The following is a 14,998-nucleotide window of genomic DNA, read 5'->3' as shown; positions in this document are numbered from 1 at the left end:
ACAATGACGGACGGCCAAGTTTACAAGCGTTTGCTGGCGTTTGTGGTGCCGTATTGGCGTTTATTTTTGGTAACTGCCATCGGTTTTGCGATCTATGCCGCGACCGAGCCGGCGGTGGTGATGATTATTCAGCGCATCATCGACAGCTTTGGAGCGCCGGACCGGGGGGATATTCAATACCTGCCGCTGGCCTTTGTGGTGTTGTTTCTGGTGCGGGGTATCGGCTCGTTTTTGGGTAATTACTATCTGGCGCGGATTTCCGGCAATTTGATTCATAAGCTGCGTTGCGAAATTTTTAATCAGTACACGCGCTTGTCGGTGCAATATTTCGATGCGCATAACAGCGGCTACATGATTTCGCGGATTACCAATAATATCGGCGAAGTCACGCGCGCTACATCCGATTCGATACGCTCGTTCGTCCGAGAAGGTTTTACCGCTGTGGGTTTGCTGGGTTATCTGGCGTATACCAACTGGCAGTTATCGCTGGTGTTTTTGGCAATTGCGCCGGTAGTGGCGATCATGGTGCGTTATGTCGGCAAGCGCTTGAAACGATTGAGCCGCAACATGCAGGATACCGTGGGTGATTTGACGCATATTACCTCGGAAATGGTTTCCGGAAACCGTATCGTGAAAAGTTTCGGCGGCGAAAATTACGAGCGGCAGCGTTTTAAAAAAGCCAGCCTGGATAACCGTACCCAATACCGTAAACTGATCATGACGGTCTCCCTTAACAACCCGCTGATGCAGTTGGTCATTTCTTTTGCTTTGGCCGGCATGATGTATCTGGCCTTGATCATGATGAAATCGTCCAGTCCGGGTGAATTTGTCGGCTTTTTTACAGCGGCGTTTCTATTACCCAAGCCGATTCGCCAGTTAAGCGATGCGAATTCCGAGATCTTGCGCGGCATTGCGGCGGCCGAGTCTTTATTTGAAGTGTTGGACGAGCCGGCCGAAATCGACGGCGGCGATTATCAGGTCGAGCGCAGTCAGGGTCGCATCGAATTCAAAAATCTCAGTTTTAGTTATCCCGGCAGCGAAACGCCTGCCCTGAACAATATCAATGTGACTATCGAGCCTGGGCAGACCGTAGCATTGGTGGGTGCATCGGGCGGCGGCAAAAGCACCATGATTAACTTGTTGCCGCGTTTTTATGAGTACGAGCAGGGTGAGATTTTGATCGATGGGGTGGAGTTAAAACGCTACCGCCTGGACAGTTTGCGCCGGCAGATTGCCTTGGTTACGCAAAACGTCACCTTGTTCAACGCTTCCGTCGCGAATAACATCGCCTATGGCGCGCTACAAGGCGCGGCCAGAGAACAGATAGAGCAGGCCGCTGTCGATGCCTATGCGATGGACTTTATCAGCAAAATGCCGCAAGGGCTGGAAACTGAAATCGGTGAGAACGGGGTGAAACTCTCCGGTGGACAACGGCAGCGCTTAGCGTTGGCAAGGGCTTTATTGAAGGATGCGCCGATTTTAATTTTGGACGAAGCCACCTCGGCCTTGGATACCGAATCCGAACGCTACATCCAGGCCGCGCTGAATCGGGTGATGCAAGGCCGTACGACCTTGGTGGTGGCGCATCGCTTGTCCACCATTGAAGGCGCGGATGTGATTTTGGTGATGGATAAAGGCCGGATAGTTGAGCAAGGCTCGCATCGCGAACTGTTGGCTCGTGATGGGGCGTATGCCAAATTACATAAAATGCAGTTTCAAGATGTCAGTCAAACCGAAGCAGTAGAGCAATCGGCGAGCCCTGTGTCGCAGGAGTGATGAGTCAGCCGGTGGCTCTGGCGATCCGCCGGCGGAAATAACTGTTTAGAATTGTTTGGAGTTTTTGCTATTTCGAAACACCAGCGGTTTTTCCCGGTCCGATAAGGCTAGTTCGCGCGCCGAATTGATCGCGGTGTCGATTCTGTGCCGTTCCGGGGATTTACTGCACACCGGATCGGTGCTGTACATATCGCCGTTGAACAAGAATGCCTGACAGCGGCAGCCGCCGAAGTCTTTGAGTTTCTCGTCACAGCTGCGGCAAGGCTCCTGCATCCACCCGGTGCCGCGGAAGAAATTGAAAGTTTTCGATTCGTTCCAGATTTCGGCTATGCTGAAATCCTTCACGTTCGGGCAATCCAGGCCGGGCAATTCGCGCGCTGAATGGCAAGGCAGCGCGGTGCCATCTGGGGCGATGGTCAAAAATGTGGTACCCCAGCCGTTCATGCAGGCTTTTGGCCGGTCTTCGTAGTAATCCGGCACCACGTAATAAATCTTCATCTTACCGGCGACTTTTTCCTTATAAGCCTGCGCAATTTTTTCCGCTTCTTCGAATTGTTCCCTGGTTGGCAGCAAGGCGTCGCGATTCAAATGCGCCCAGCCGTAATATTGGGTGTTGGCCAGTTCCAGATAATCGGCGCCGAGGTTTTCGGCCATCTCCAGTATCTGCGGCATTTGGTGAATGTTTTCGCGGTGGATTACCACGCAAAGCACCATCGGATATCCGTGCTTCTTAATCAGCTTTGCCACGTCCTGTTTGTGTTGGTAAGTGGCCGTGCCGGCGATGTGATCGTTCAGTTCCTGCGTACTGGCCTGGATGCTGATCTGGATGTGATCCAAACCGGCTTGCTTCAATTCCACGATTTTCTCTTCGCTCAAGCCGTAACCGGAGGTGATCAGATTGGAGTAATAACCCAGCTCGCGCGCGTATCCGACTAATTCGGTCAAATCCTGGCGGGTCAGCGGTTCGCCGCCGGAAAATCCCAGTTGCACTGCGCCCATTTTGCGGGCCTGACTTAATACGCGTTTCCAATCCTCGGTGCTCAATTCGTTGGGATATTTAGCATAATCCAGCGGATTGGAGCAGTACGGGCATTGCAACGGACACTTGTAGCTCAGCTCGGCTAACAGCCAGCGCGGCGGAGTGATGTTAAGCTTGTTTGATCCAGCCATTTTGTAATGCCACGTTCAAAAAGTTAGTGATGTCGTTGGTCAGTCCGGACGTGGCGAATTTCTCTTCCAATTCGGCGACGATTTGCGCCAGCATCCGGCTACCGTCGCACAGCTTGAGTATTTCCGCTGAACTTTGGTTCAACTCGACCATGCCTTCGGGATAGAGAATCACGTATTTTTGTTGAGCTTCTTCCCATTGCAGCCGGTGTAGCGGCGAGAATTGGATAAGTTGATCGGGGGTGATGGTCATAGGATTTTAATTGGTTGAGCAAACGGCAACAGAATCAAGCCGGTTCGATGTCTTCAAAAATTTCGGCCATGGGGATTTCTATGCCAAGGCTGGTCAGCTCGCAATCGACTGCGTCGACATAATCGTGCAGCAGCCAGTCGTTATCGCTGGTGCGGCGGAAACATTCCACCCGGCGGGCTTCGATGTCGACGATCAGATATTCCTGTAGCGAAGCGAGCTTGCGGTAGGCGGCGAATTTGCCGCCGCGGTCGAAAGCTGCGGTTGAGTCGGATAAGACTTCGACGATCAACGATGGATGCTCGATAAACCGCGCGTTCTTCAGATCGTCGGCATGGCAGGAAACCATTACATCAGGGTAGAAAAACGCATCCGAAGCTTTGACGCGCAGTTTCAAATCAGATATATAAGGCCGACTAGGTGTATCGCGTAAACGCTGTTTTAAAGCCGAAGCGATATTCAAACTGACGATGACGTGATCCTGTCTCGCCCCGGTCATCGCAAACACTTCGCCCGAGATAAACTCATGCTTCTCGGTTTGGGTGTCTTCCCAAGTAAGATAATCTTCGGCGCTGAAACGGATCTGTTCGGCAGTTTGCATCGCTATTGCTCGATGTTGAAATACGGCGGCATGTCGGCAACATAAGCCAGATACATCGCATCGGCCATCGTCCACAGCACATCCAGTTTAAATTTCAGAATTTGCACCATGCGTTCCTGCTGCTCACGAGTTTTGTACCAGTCCAGCGTCAGCTCCAGGCCGTGTTCCACATCGCGGCGGGCTTCGGTCAGGCGTTTACGGAAGTAAGTGTAACCCTCTTGTTCGACCCATGGATAGACATCGGGCCAGTTGTCCAGGCGTTGTTGATGAATTTTTGGGGCGAACAGTTCCGTCAGCGATGAACTGGCGGCCTCGTGCCATTCGGCGCGGCGGGCGAAATTGACGTAAGCGTCGACGGCGAACCGCACGCCTGGCAACACGTGCTCCAGCGAGGTGATTTCTTCGCGGGTCAGGCCAACCGCAATACCTAAGCGGATCCAGGCTTCGATGCCGCCTGGGTCGCCTGGATGGCCGTCGTGGTCGAGAATGCGTTGCACCCATTTGGCGCGGGTTTCCCGGTCCGGGCAGTTGGCCATGATATTGGCGTCCTTGATCGGAATCATCACCTGATAGTAAAAGCGGTTGGCGACCCAGCCTTGCAATTGCTGTTTGGTCAGCTTGCCCTCATTCATCAGCGTGTGCATCGGATGATGAATGTGGTAGAACTTTTCCATGCCGCGCAATTTGGCTTCGAATTCTTCGCGGCTCCAGGGTTGATTATCAGCAGTCATGTAACACCTTTGTTATAAGTCAATTTCCAGTCCGTCGTAAGCCACTTCGATGCCGTTGGCATCCAGGGTTTTACGTTCCGGCGAATCTTCGTCGAGAATCGGGTTGGTGTTGTTGATATGAATCAAAATTTTCCGGGCCTTGGGTACGCCGTTTAACACTTCAATCATGCCGCCGGGGCCGGATTGCGGTAAATGGCCGATCTCGCGGGCATGTTTGTGGCTAATGTTACGAGCGACCATTTCGTCGTCGGTCCAGAACGTGCCATCTACCATGAGGCAGTCCACATTCAGCATCGCCTGCAACACGTGCGGTTCAATTTCACCGAGGCCAGGCGAGTAATACAGTTTTTTGCCGGTGGAAATCTGCTCGACGATCACACCAATATTATCGCCATCGTGCGGATCGTGACGGTGAGGCGAATAGGGTGGCGCCTTGCTTTTCAGTGCGTGGGCATAAATCCGGATGTCATCAATCCCAGGAATCTCGAACGGCGTTTCGTCGCAGGCAATCGGATGGTGATTAACGGTGCAATAGTCCTTCAGCATATTGAATAGCGGAAAGCCGCTGGTCAGATCCTGCTTGACCATGTCGGTGCAATACACGTTTAACGGTTTGCCTTCGCGCAGCATCAGCATGCCGGTGGTATGGTCGATCTGACTGTCGATCAGCAGCACAGCTTTGATGCCTGTGTCGCGGATGCCTTCTTTGGGCTGGATGGCCGGAAACGCTTCCAATTGGGCGCGTATGTCCGGCGAGGTATTGAACAGCAGCCAGTTGCGGTTGTCTGTGCTGATCGCAATCGACGATTGGGTGCGGGCTTTGCCGTTGAATTGGCCGTTACGCAAGCGTCGGCAATTATCGCAGTTGCAGTTCCATTGCGGAAAACCGCCGCCGGCACCGGCGCCGAGAACTCTAATCTTCATGTTCGCTTTTAGGGGTTGGTGAACGAGCGAGGCATGATACGGGATTAAAAAACGCCAGGCAAAAAAAAGGGGCAGGAAAATGCCCCTTTTTTATCGTCATCCCTAAGGATTAACGGTTGTAGATGTACATGGTAACTTCAAAACCGAAACGCATGTCATTATAAGCTGGTGTTTCCCATTTCATTTATATACCCTCCAGAGGCTTTGTTGTTGTGTGCGATAGCTTGATCGAGAAAGCTGCGCCGAAGTATACGATGAAGTTTTTCTTTGCGCAACAGAGCAATCAAACCGGAACTAACGTTGGTTCGAGCTATATCTCTGCGCTTAAGTTCCCTGCCTTACCAGGCCATTTTGAGCGCAAGCGCCAACAGCACGATCGCGAAGTAACGTTTCAATTTTTGTGCCGGCAAGCGGTGCGCCAATTTGGCGCCTAAAGGTGCGGTAAATATGCTGGTTAAGACAATGCCGGCGAAGGCGGGCAGGTACAGGTAGCCGAAACTGCCAACTGGTAATTGACTATCTTGCCAACCCAGTACCGCGTAACTGGTTGCAGCCGCCAGGGCTATAGGGATTGCACAGGTACTGGAGGTGGCGACGGCGTTTTTCATGATCAAACCGTTGCTCGCCAGGTAAGGTACAGTCATGGTGCCCCCGCCGATGCCCAATATCGCAGACAGCACACCTATCAATAGACCTATCGGATAGTCCAGAAGTTGTTTGGCGGGATGCGTTGATGCTTTTGTTTGCTTGGGTATCGCCATTTGTACGCTGGTATAAATCAGGTAGGCAACGAAAAACCAGCGCAGTAAATCCGCGCTGATATATTCGGCCAATACCGCGCCGCCGCCGGCGCCTAGCAGCATGCTCGGGGCTAAATGCCAGGCTCGTCGCCAATCGATGTTTCCCAGTTTGTGGTGTGCTCGCACCGAGGCCGCCGACGTAAAGATCGCAGTTGCCAATGACGTGGCGACGGCTATCAGCATGATTTGCTCCAGATCAAACTGCTGAGCCTGGAATAGCCAGACCAGGACCGGCACGATCAATGCTCCCCCGCCTATGCCGAACAAGCCGGCGCAAACACCGGCAAGAATGCCCAGTAAAAGGCGGGCTAAAAAAATTTCCGTCATGATGAATAATGGCTGGGGAATAAGCAAAGCACTATGATAGCGACTCATTTATACTGTGTCTTTTGATCCATTTAGCAGGCGAGTTGGTAAGGCATGAAAACGTATCTGGTCGGCGGCGCAGTTCGCGACCGTTTGCTGGGTTATCCGGTTAAGGAGCGCGACTGGCTAGTGGTCGGTGAGACCGCGGACAGCATGCTGGCCGCTGGTTTTCGGCCGGTTGGCAAAGACTTTCCGGTTTTCTTGCATCCGCTCGATCACGAAGAATATGCCTTGGCACGCACCGAACGTAAAACTGCTCCGGGTTACAAGGGATTTGCGGTGCATGCCGCGCCGGATGTTACCCTGGAAGAAGACTTGTTGCGACGGGATTTAACCGTCAACGCGATGGCAATTGATGCCGACGGCGAATTGATCGATCCCTACAACGGCCGGCGGGATTTGGATAACCGTATTCTGCGGCATGTGTCTGCGGCATTTGTGGAAGACCCGGTGCGGATTTTGCGCGTCGCCCGCTTCGCAGCCCGTTATGCGCATTTGGGCTTTACTGTCGCCGAGGAAACACTGCAATTGATGCGCGAGATGGTCTTCGCTGGCGAAGCAGACTTTCTAGTCGCCGAACGGGTTTGGGCGGAATTACATAAAGCTTTATTGGAGCGGACGCCGGCGGCGTTTTTTCAGGTATTGAAGGATTGCGGCGCCTTGCAGGTGGTTTTTCCAGAGGTAGACGCCTTATTCGGCGTACCGCAACCGGAAAAATACCATCCGGAAATCGATACCGGTGTGCACTCCTTGATGGTGCTGGAGCAGGCCGCGCGGCTTTCCGATAGGGCGGAGGTACGCTTGGCGGCTTTGTTGCACGATTTAGGCAAGGCGTTGACCCCTAGTCAGCATTGGCCCAGTCATCACGGACACGAGCAAAAAGGTTTGCCGGTGCTTGCCAAACTATGCGAAAGATTGCGGGTGCCGAATAATTTTAAATCGCTGTGCGCTCAGGTCATGCAATACCACACCCATTGCCACAGGGCTTTGGAGTTGCGCGCCGATACCTTGACCGATATGTTGCAAACCATCGGCGCGTTTAAGCCCGATAGCCGCCTGGATGAATTTTTACAGGCTTGCGAAGCCGACGCGCGTGGGCGGACCGGATTCGAAGACAGGCCTTACCCGCAAGCCGACTACATTCGTTCAGCCGCCATGGCGGCCACGGCTGTCGATACCTCGGCGGCTTTGCTGAAAGGCTTGCAAGGCGAACAGATTGGTCTCGCCATCCGGAAGTTGCGGGCTCAAGCCATCAACGATTACAAGCAAGGCTATCAGCACCTAACAGTAGAATCAGCATGAATGCCATCCTGATCTCCGCCGGCTTATTGATTTGCAGCAATGTCTTCATGACCTTTGCCTGGTACGCACACTTAAAGGAATTGAATAATAAGCCCTGGTTGCTTGCCGCATTCGTCAGTTGGGGCATCGCCCTGTTCGAGTATTTGTTACAAGTGCCGGCGAATCGTATCGGTTACACGCAATGCAGCGTCGCCCAGCTGAAAATTATGCAGGAAGTGATTGCGCTGAGCGTATTTGTGCCCTTCTCGGTGTACTACATGAAAGAGCCGCTGAAACTGGATTATCTATGGGCCGGTTTATGTTTGCTAGGCGCGGTGTTTTTTATGTTCAGAGCCAAATTAAGCTGAAATTGAACGGATTGGAATAATAAAAATGGGTAGACAGCATGCTTAGTTATCGCCACGGGTTTCACGCCGGCAATTTTGCCGATGTGTTAAAGCACAGTCTGCTGACGCTGGCGATCAACGCACTAAAGCAGAAAGATAAACCTTTCGTTTATATCGATACCCATGCCGGCGCCGGTAAATATTCTTTTAAATCCGAGTTTGCCCAAAAAACCGGCGAATATCAGCAAGGTATAGCCAAGCTTTGGGACAGTCAGGATGTGCCGCCGGAATTGAAAGATTATCTGTCCGCGGTGCGTGCGGAAAATACCGGTCGGCAATTGGTGCGCTACCCCGGCTCCCCGCAGCTGGTAAAGCGCTTGGTCCGGGCGCAAGACCGATTGCTATTGTCGGAATTGCACAGTAGCGATGTGGAGGCCCTTCAGCAATTATTTGCCGGCGATAAACAGGTGAGTGTTACCAAGGAAGATGGCTTGCAAACCTTGAGCAAGAAATTGCCGCCTATCCAAAAACGCGGCTTGATTTTGATCGACCCCAGTTATGAAATGCGAGACGAATACAAAAAAATCGTAGCGGCTCTGACAACTGCATACAAGCACTTCGCTACTGGCGTATATGCGCTGTGGTATCCGGTCATTGACCGGGCGGCGGCCGAAAACTTTATGCGGCAATTGGCGCAAAGTGGCATTCCTCGCCAGTTACGGATCGAGCATTGTATAGCCGATGACGGGCCGGGACGCGGCATGACCGGCTCCGGCATGTTGATCATCAATCCGCCGTGGCAGCTGGATAGTCAAGCGGAAGCCCTGCTACCTTGCTTGAATCAAGCCTTGGCGGACGGTAAGGGGTATTGGAAAGTCGAATGGCAGGTGCCGGAGTCGATAGCGGCGAGTGCGGTAAGGAATTAGCCATGATTAGAAAGAATCTCGACTTGATCATCGTCGGTTTTGTGGTACTCGCTATCGTCATGTACGATGTGACGCTGGAGTTACTGGGTGAATTGATGCATCTGGTGTTCGAAGGCTTTCATGTAGTCTTCGAGTACGTCGAGTTAGGCATTGAAGAAGCCGTCGAATTACTGTTTCACCTGTTGGATGTTGGTGAAATTATCGAGTATTTATTCGAATCAGACCGCCACGGTAGCCAGGTGGTGACGTTTTATATATTGGTCACCATCGCCTGGTTTGGTTTTTATCGACTCTCGAAATTAGTACCCCGGCTTTGGGCATCTTTTAAACAAATGCTGCTGAATACCTGGGTGCGGCGGAAAACCGAATTAGAGTTGTATTGGCTGTCGCTGACGATAAGGGACAAGGTGGCTATTGCCGTGACTGCCGTGGTTGTTGCTTATATCGCCTCATTTTTCGTGATGTGATTGTGCGCATCCTTGACGAAACCGTTTTATTTTTAATTTTCTTATGCCATTACTAGAACAAGTTACCCAATCCATTCTTGCCGTCAACGGCTTGCAAACCCAGGATATAGATCGAGTGATGGCCGCGCTGCTCAGCGTGCCGGTCGATGCTGCGGATATTTACTTTCAGTCCAGTCATTTCGAATCCTGGTCCATGGAAGGCGGCATAATCAAGGAAGGCAGTCACTCGATCGAGCACGGTGCCGGTGTGCGCGTCGTCAGCGGCGACAAAACCGGCTTTGCTTACAGTGACCGCATCGAATTGCCGATCTTGCTGGAAGCGGCCAACAATGTAAAAGCTATTGTCAGACAAGGGCAGCAGGCGCAGCGTCAGATCGAAGTCGCCAAGAGCTGGCCGCAGTTGTACCAGCCGCTCAATCCCCTAAAGTCATTGGAGGATCAAGCAAAGATCGATTTGTTGAAACGCGTCGATAGCGAAACTCGCAAGTTGGACAGCCGCATCGAGGAAGTGATGGTCAGCCTGATTGCAGCTTACGATAGCGTTTTGATTGCCAATCAGGACGGTTCTCTGGCTGCGGATGTGCGGCCCTTGGTGCGGATGAACGTCACGGTAATCATGGTCGAAAACGGTCGTCGTGAGCAGGGGAGCATGGGCGGCGGCGGTCGCAGCGATTACAGTTTCTTTCTGGAAAACGACCGGGCTTTTGAATATGGCCGCGAAGCGGTGCGTTTGGCCCAGGTCAATTTACAAGCTCAGGAAGCGCCGGCCGGCAATATGACCGTGGTATTGGGGCCGGGTTGGCCGGGGATTTTGTTGCACGAAGCCATCGGGCACGGTTTGGAAGGCGATTTCAACCGCAAGGGTACATCGGCGTTTAGCGGCCGAGTCGGCGAACGGGTGGCGTCGGACTTATGCACTGTGGTGGACGATGGCACTTTGGTTGGGCGGCGCGGTTCCTTGAATATCGACGACGAAGGCACGCCCACCGAAAATACCGTGTTGATCGAAAAAGGTATTTTGAAAGGCTATATGCAAGACAAGCTCAACGCGCGTCTGATGGGCGTAAAGCCTACCGGCAACGGGCGCCGCGAATCGTATGCGCATTTGCCAATGCCGCGTATGACCAACACCTATATGTTGCCCGGCAGCAGCGACCCGGACGAGATTATCCGCTCGGTCAAAAAAGGTTTGTACGCCAGGAATTTCGGCGGTGGGCAGGTCGATATTACCTCCGGCAAATTCGTGTTTTCCACCAGCGAAGCCTACCTCATCGAAAACGGCCAAATCACCCGCCCCGTTAAAGGCGCGACCCTGATCGGTAACGGTCCGGACGTGTTGACGAAAGTCTCGATGGTCGGAAACGACATGGCTCTGGATAGCGGCGTCGGCACCTGCGGCAAGGACGGACAAAGCGTACCGGTCGGCGTCGGTCAGCCCACCTTGAAAATAGACGGCTTGACCGTCGGCGGCACCAGCGTTTAATGCCTCGGGCCAACATGCTTCGGCCCACACATGTAATCGAATTCTAAGAGACTTACCGTGCAAAATCAGGAAGAAATTAATCGCTTAAAAAATGTCGTTCAGCAATTATTGGACGAAGCCAAACAACAAGGCGCCAGCGGCGCCGAAGCGGCGTTCAGCGTTGATAACGGGTTGTCCGTGTCGGCGCGCCTGGGTGAAGTGGAAACCGTCGAATATCACTGCGATCAAGGCATAGGGGTTACCGTCTATTTCGGCCAGAAAAAGGGCTCTGCAAGTACCAACGATATTTCCGCTGACTCATTGAAGGAAACTGTTAAGGCAGCCTGTAGTATCGCCCGCTATGCCAGCGACGATGCGTATTCCGGATTGCCCGATGCCGAGTTATTAGCAACCGAGTTTCCGGATCTGGACTTGAACCATCCCTGGGATATTGACGCCGAACAAGCCATAAGCATCGCCATCGAATGCGAAAACATCGCGCGCGGCTACGACAAGGCGATTAGCAATTCCGAAGGCGCTTCGGTGAATACGCATCAAGGCACGCGGGTATTCGGTAATTCGCTCGGTTTTTTGCAAGGTTACCAGTCCAGTCGGCATTCCCTGAGCTGTTCGGTGCTGGCCGGCAGCGGCGATGCGATGCAGCGCGATTATTGGTACAGCGTGGCCCGTAATGCTGCCGGCCTGGAATCAGCTAGACAAGTCGGCGAAAAAACCGCGCAACGGACGCTCGCTCGTCTGAACGCCAGAAGTCTAAGTACTCGGCAATGTCCGGTATTGTTCGCGTCGGAAATGGCGTCCGGTTTGATCGGGGCGTTGATCGGTGCGATTAGCGGCGGCAGTTTATATCGCAAATCCTCGTTTTTACTGGATACGCTGGATACGCAGATTTTGCCGGATTTTGTGCGGATTCATGAGCAGCCGTTTCTGCGCGGCGCGCTGGGCAGCGCCAGTTACGACTCCGAAGGTGTGGCGACCAGAGCCAGGGATATTGTCAGTGACGGCATTTTGCGCAGTTACATACTCAGCACCTATTCCGCCCGCAAATTGGGCATGCAAACTACCGGTAATGCAGGCGGTGTGCACAATCTGACCGTTGAACCCGGCAGTAACGATTTTGCCGGCATGCTGAAATTGCTGGACACCGGTTTGCTGGTGACCGAATTGATGGGGCAGGGCGTTAATCGCGTGACCGGAGATTATTCGCGCGGCGCTTCCGGGTTTTGGGTGGAAAACGGCGTGGTCCAGTATCCAGTGCAAGAAATTACCATCGCCGGCAATTTGAAGTCCATGCTGCGCAATATTGTGGCCATCGGTAACGATGTGGATTTACGCGGCAATATTAGAGTCGGTTCTATTTTGCTGGAGCAGATGGCGATTGCCGGTGAGTAAATGCCGCTGGACTGTATGCGTGGACGATAATATAAATCCACCCGCCTGGACTTCGTTAACATCAGAAGTAGGCACTTGACCACACGTTTTCTAGGCGCGGTTTTTTACGGATTTGTCAGTGAAACAGGGATTAACGTAGCTTATTAATCCTGTGCATTTCCTTTGAGGCCGTTGCTCTGGTTTAAAGATACTTGAACTAGACTGCTCCAGAGAATTGGACTTTGAAATAACCACGTTTCTTTGCGTTCAAAACGCTTTTTGAGTTACAAAACTCTATCAGCTTCAAGGTCGGGGTTCTTTGGTATTCGTTCCCTCTCATCTGTTTAAATCCATCATCTGCTTATCAACAACTTCTGGAGATTCGCGAATCCAGGCCGCATTACCAAAGCAAGCGATCATCTTGGTGCATGAGAGCTTTTTTTCTGGAACTCTCCAATAATTCCACCAACGCACAAGTCTTCATTAGCCGTGTATGGAGCTATAGTGCTTCAATCGCTGCCCGGCATCACAAAGCGTAGCGGGCGAGTCCCGATTCTTGCCCCGGTCACCTCGTCGATGGCGATCGGTTTAATATACTCTCCCGTTTCAACATCCTGGACGCGCACCAACCGACCGTCGCCGCGATACTGGCTCCCCCAGGCGCCAATCATCATGAGTACCGGCAGAAAGTCGCGGCCGGCGGCCGTCAACACATACTCTTCACGTGGCGGACGCTCCGAATAGAGCCGTTTTTCCAATAATCCTTCCTCCGTTAACGTCGCCAAGCGCCGGGTCAGAATCGTCGGCGCGATGCCAAGACTTTTCCGAAATTGGTCGAAACGGGTCAGGCCAATATGGGCGTCCCGCAGAAGCAATAAACTCCAGGTGTCTCCGAGAAAAGCTAGGCAGCGGGCAATCGGACAGGGGTCGGCGCAAATATTTTTATCGTTCATACTTTTTTAGTAGTGACTTACTTTCATTTTGATAGTAACATTGGTTTCAAATTGATAGTAACACTTAGTCGCCAGACTATCCACCTCAACAAGGAGATTTGATATGAGCAATAAAGACAATTCTGTAGCCCTGATCACCGGCGCATCCTCAGGCATTGGGCTAGTAACGGCCAAGGCCCTGCAACAAGCGGGTTACCGCGTATTCGGCACAAGTCGCAAGGCGTCTGCCAGCATAGCAGGCATCACGATGCTGACCTGCGACGTGACCGACGAAGCGTCGGTAAAGAACACGGTAGCCGAAGTCTTGAAACAGGCCGGCCGCATCGATCTGTTGGTCAACAATGCCGGCATTGGCTTGCTCGGCGCTGCGGAAGAGTCGTCCACCGCCCAGGCCCAAGCCTTGTTCGACGTGAACGTGTTCGGCATCACCCGCGTGACTAAGGCTGTGTTACCGACCATGCGCAGTCAAAAGCAAGGACGGATAGTCAATATCAGCTCAGTCCTTGGTTTGATCCCATCGCCTTACAACGCGCTGTATGCTGCGACCAAGCATGCGGTTGAGGGCTATTCCGAATCCCTCGACCACGAACTGCGCACATTCGGAATTCGGGTTGTGTTGGTCGAACCCGGATTTACCCGGACCTCGTTCGAAGAAAGTCTAACGAGACCTGATCAGCCGCTTGCCGTCTATGACTCGGTACGTGCAGGCATGGCAGCGTTCATGCGGAATGGAGTGAATGCCGGCGACGCCCCGGAAGTGGTCGCTGATACGGTATTGAAAGCCGCAACTGCCGCAGCTCCCAGAAGGCGATATACCGCCGGAAAACAAGCAAGCCAGGTGCGTTTCCTGCGCCGTTTCCTCCCGGAAGCCATGGTAGACAAGAGTTTGCGGAAATTTAATAACTTGCCGGCCTGAGTTGCTGAACGGAAGAGAACGACATGATTCATTTTCGAAGCATACCGAAAGAGGAAAGCAACATGCCGAAACCAAAAATTCCATTGCTACCAGCCACCAGCAGCCGGCTGCTGATCGCTTTGCTGCCGCTGATGGTAAGCGTCGGATGCAGCGATCAGAACAAACCAACGCCAGCGGTTTCGCGGCCGGTGAAAGTGTTTCGAATCCAGGACCATACCGCAGTTGACGCTAGAAATTTTGCCGGAGAAATCAGGGCAAGAATCGAAACGCCCTTATCCTTCCGGGTAGCCGGTAAGCTGCTGGAGCGCAAAGTAGACGTTGGCGATCCGGTGCGTAAAGGCCAATTGCTGGCGACACTGGACGGCAACGATTATCGCCTCGCCGTACAGGCCATTAAGGCCCAGCTGGCTTCCGCCCAGGCCGACAGTAATTTCTTGCGCGACGACTTGGAGAGATACCGCGAGCTGCTGGCCCAGCAAGTCATCAGCCCACCGGAATTCCAACGCCACGAAACCTCGTATACCACGGCGCGGGAGCGGGCAGCCGCGCTGGAAGCGCAATGGGCTGAGGCCGGCAACCAGCTGAACTATACAGAGCTGCATGCCGACCGCGATGGCGTGGTCACGGCGCTGGCTGTCGAGG

The 14,998-nt window shown here is 53.0% G+C and carries 17 protein-coding genes; 9 read left to right on the top strand and 8 right to left on the bottom strand.

Annotated elements, in window-relative coordinates:
* The first annotated feature begins 3 nt into the window (after window positions 1-3).
* On the top strand, window positions 4-1,776 hold the full coding sequence (msbA, locus tag NP589_RS13985; RefSeq protein WP_256607547.1) for a lipid A export permease/ATP-binding protein MsbA: 1,773 nt from the start codon (window positions 4-6) through the stop codon (window positions 1,774-1,776).
* A gap of 45 nt (window positions 1,777-1,821) precedes the next feature.
* Here the strand turns inward: msbA and pqqE are convergent, their stop codons facing one another.
* The 7 genes from pqqE to NP589_RS13950 form a co-directional block, all read right to left on the bottom strand.
* Complete coding sequence (gene pqqE, locus NP589_RS13980; protein WP_256607546.1) at window positions 1,822-2,946, bottom strand: pyrroloquinoline quinone biosynthesis protein PqqE; 1,125 nt, start codon at window positions 2,944-2,946, stop codon at window positions 1,822-1,824.
* Window positions 2,924-3,196, bottom strand: coding sequence for a pyrroloquinoline quinone biosynthesis peptide chaperone PqqD (gene pqqD / locus NP589_RS13975; RefSeq protein ID WP_256607545.1), 273 nt, complete (start codon window positions 3,194-3,196; stop codon window positions 2,924-2,926). Before pqqD ends, pqqE begins: the two co-directional genes overlap by 23 nt.
* Before the next feature lie 34 nt (window positions 3,197-3,230).
* Window positions 3,231-3,794 carry a Uma2 family endonuclease gene (locus NP589_RS13970; protein ID WP_256607544.1) on the bottom strand — a complete coding sequence of 188 codons (564 nt, stop codon included), beginning with the start codon at window positions 3,792-3,794 and terminating at the stop codon, window positions 3,231-3,233.
* 2 nt (window positions 3,795-3,796) lie between these two features.
* Window positions 3,797-4,525: a pyrroloquinoline-quinone synthase PqqC gene (gene pqqC, locus NP589_RS13965; RefSeq protein ID WP_256607543.1), complete on the bottom strand. Its 729-nt coding sequence runs from the start codon at window positions 4,523-4,525 to the stop codon at window positions 3,797-3,799.
* Between the two features lie 12 nt (window positions 4,526-4,537).
* Window positions 4,538-5,449, bottom strand: a complete 912-nt coding sequence (pqqB, locus tag NP589_RS13960) for a pyrroloquinoline quinone biosynthesis protein PqqB (protein WP_256607542.1) — start codon at window positions 5,447-5,449, stop codon at window positions 4,538-4,540.
* A gap of 109 nt (window positions 5,450-5,558) precedes the next feature.
* Window positions 5,559-5,633 (bottom strand): pyrroloquinoline quinone precursor peptide PqqA, encoded by a 75-nt coding sequence (pqqA, locus tag NP589_RS13955; RefSeq protein WP_054760176.1) that lies wholly within the window; start codon window positions 5,631-5,633, stop codon window positions 5,559-5,561.
* Window positions 5,634-5,787: 154 nt separating this feature from the next.
* Window positions 5,788-6,576 (bottom strand): sulfite exporter TauE/SafE family protein, encoded by a 789-nt coding sequence (locus tag NP589_RS13950; RefSeq protein ID WP_256607541.1) that lies wholly within the window; start codon window positions 6,574-6,576, stop codon window positions 5,788-5,790.
* Window positions 6,577-6,669: 93 nt separating this feature from the next.
* Between NP589_RS13950 and NP589_RS13945 the strand changes: the two genes are divergently transcribed.
* The 6 genes from NP589_RS13945 to pmbA are packed head-to-tail and all read left to right on the top strand — an operon-like array spanning window position 6,670 to window position 12,508.
* Window positions 6,670-7,917 (top strand): multifunctional CCA addition/repair protein, encoded by a 1,248-nt coding sequence (locus NP589_RS13945; RefSeq protein WP_256607540.1) that lies wholly within the window; start codon window positions 6,670-6,672, stop codon window positions 7,915-7,917.
* Complete coding sequence (locus NP589_RS13940; protein WP_036278996.1) at window positions 7,914-8,264, top strand: DMT family protein; 351 nt, start codon at window positions 7,914-7,916, stop codon at window positions 8,262-8,264. Before NP589_RS13945 ends, NP589_RS13940 begins: the two co-directional genes overlap by 4 nt.
* Window positions 8,265-8,302: 38 nt before the next feature.
* The gene (locus NP589_RS13935; protein WP_256607539.1) at window positions 8,303-9,169 is read left to right on the top strand and encodes a 23S rRNA (adenine(2030)-N(6))-methyltransferase RlmJ; all 867 of its coding nucleotides are present in this window, start codon (window positions 8,303-8,305) and stop codon (window positions 9,167-9,169) included.
* A 2-nt stretch (window positions 9,170-9,171) separates the two neighbouring features.
* Window positions 9,172-9,636, top strand: a complete 465-nt coding sequence (locus tag NP589_RS13930; protein WP_256607538.1) for a hypothetical protein — start codon at window positions 9,172-9,174, stop codon at window positions 9,634-9,636.
* Window positions 9,637-9,679: 43 nt separating this feature from the next.
* On the top strand, window positions 9,680-11,119 hold the full coding sequence (tldD, locus tag NP589_RS13925) for a metalloprotease TldD (protein ID WP_256607537.1): 1,440 nt from the start codon (window positions 9,680-9,682) through the stop codon (window positions 11,117-11,119).
* A gap of 57 nt (window positions 11,120-11,176) precedes the next feature.
* Window positions 11,177-12,508 carry a metalloprotease PmbA gene (pmbA, locus tag NP589_RS13920; RefSeq protein WP_256607536.1) on the top strand — a complete coding sequence of 444 codons (1,332 nt, stop codon included), beginning with the start codon at window positions 11,177-11,179 and terminating at the stop codon, window positions 12,506-12,508.
* 488 nt (window positions 12,509-12,996) lie between these two features.
* Here the strand turns inward: pmbA and NP589_RS13915 are convergent, their stop codons facing one another.
* Window positions 12,997-13,440: a winged helix-turn-helix transcriptional regulator gene (locus NP589_RS13915; RefSeq protein ID WP_256607535.1), complete on the bottom strand. Its 444-nt coding sequence runs from the start codon at window positions 13,438-13,440 to the stop codon at window positions 12,997-12,999.
* A gap of 103 nt (window positions 13,441-13,543) precedes the next feature.
* Between NP589_RS13915 and NP589_RS13910 the strand changes: the two genes are divergently transcribed.
* Both NP589_RS13910 and NP589_RS13905 read left to right on the top strand, forming a co-directional pair.
* Window positions 13,544-14,356 (top strand): oxidoreductase, encoded by an 813-nt coding sequence (locus NP589_RS13910; RefSeq protein ID WP_256607534.1) that lies wholly within the window; start codon window positions 13,544-13,546, stop codon window positions 14,354-14,356.
* Between the two features lie 62 nt (window positions 14,357-14,418).
* Window positions 14,419-14,998 (top strand): efflux RND transporter periplasmic adaptor subunit (locus NP589_RS13905; protein WP_256607533.1); only part of this gene is annotated, 580 nt, incomplete at its 3' end.

This window comes from Methylomonas rosea (assembly GCF_024505055.1).
Classification (GTDB): Bacteria; Pseudomonadota; Gammaproteobacteria; order Methylococcales; family Methylomonadaceae; genus Methylomonas; species Methylomonas rosea.
The sequence above is the reverse complement of the archived record's forward strand: the minus strand, read 5'-3'. Positions and strand labels throughout refer to the sequence as shown.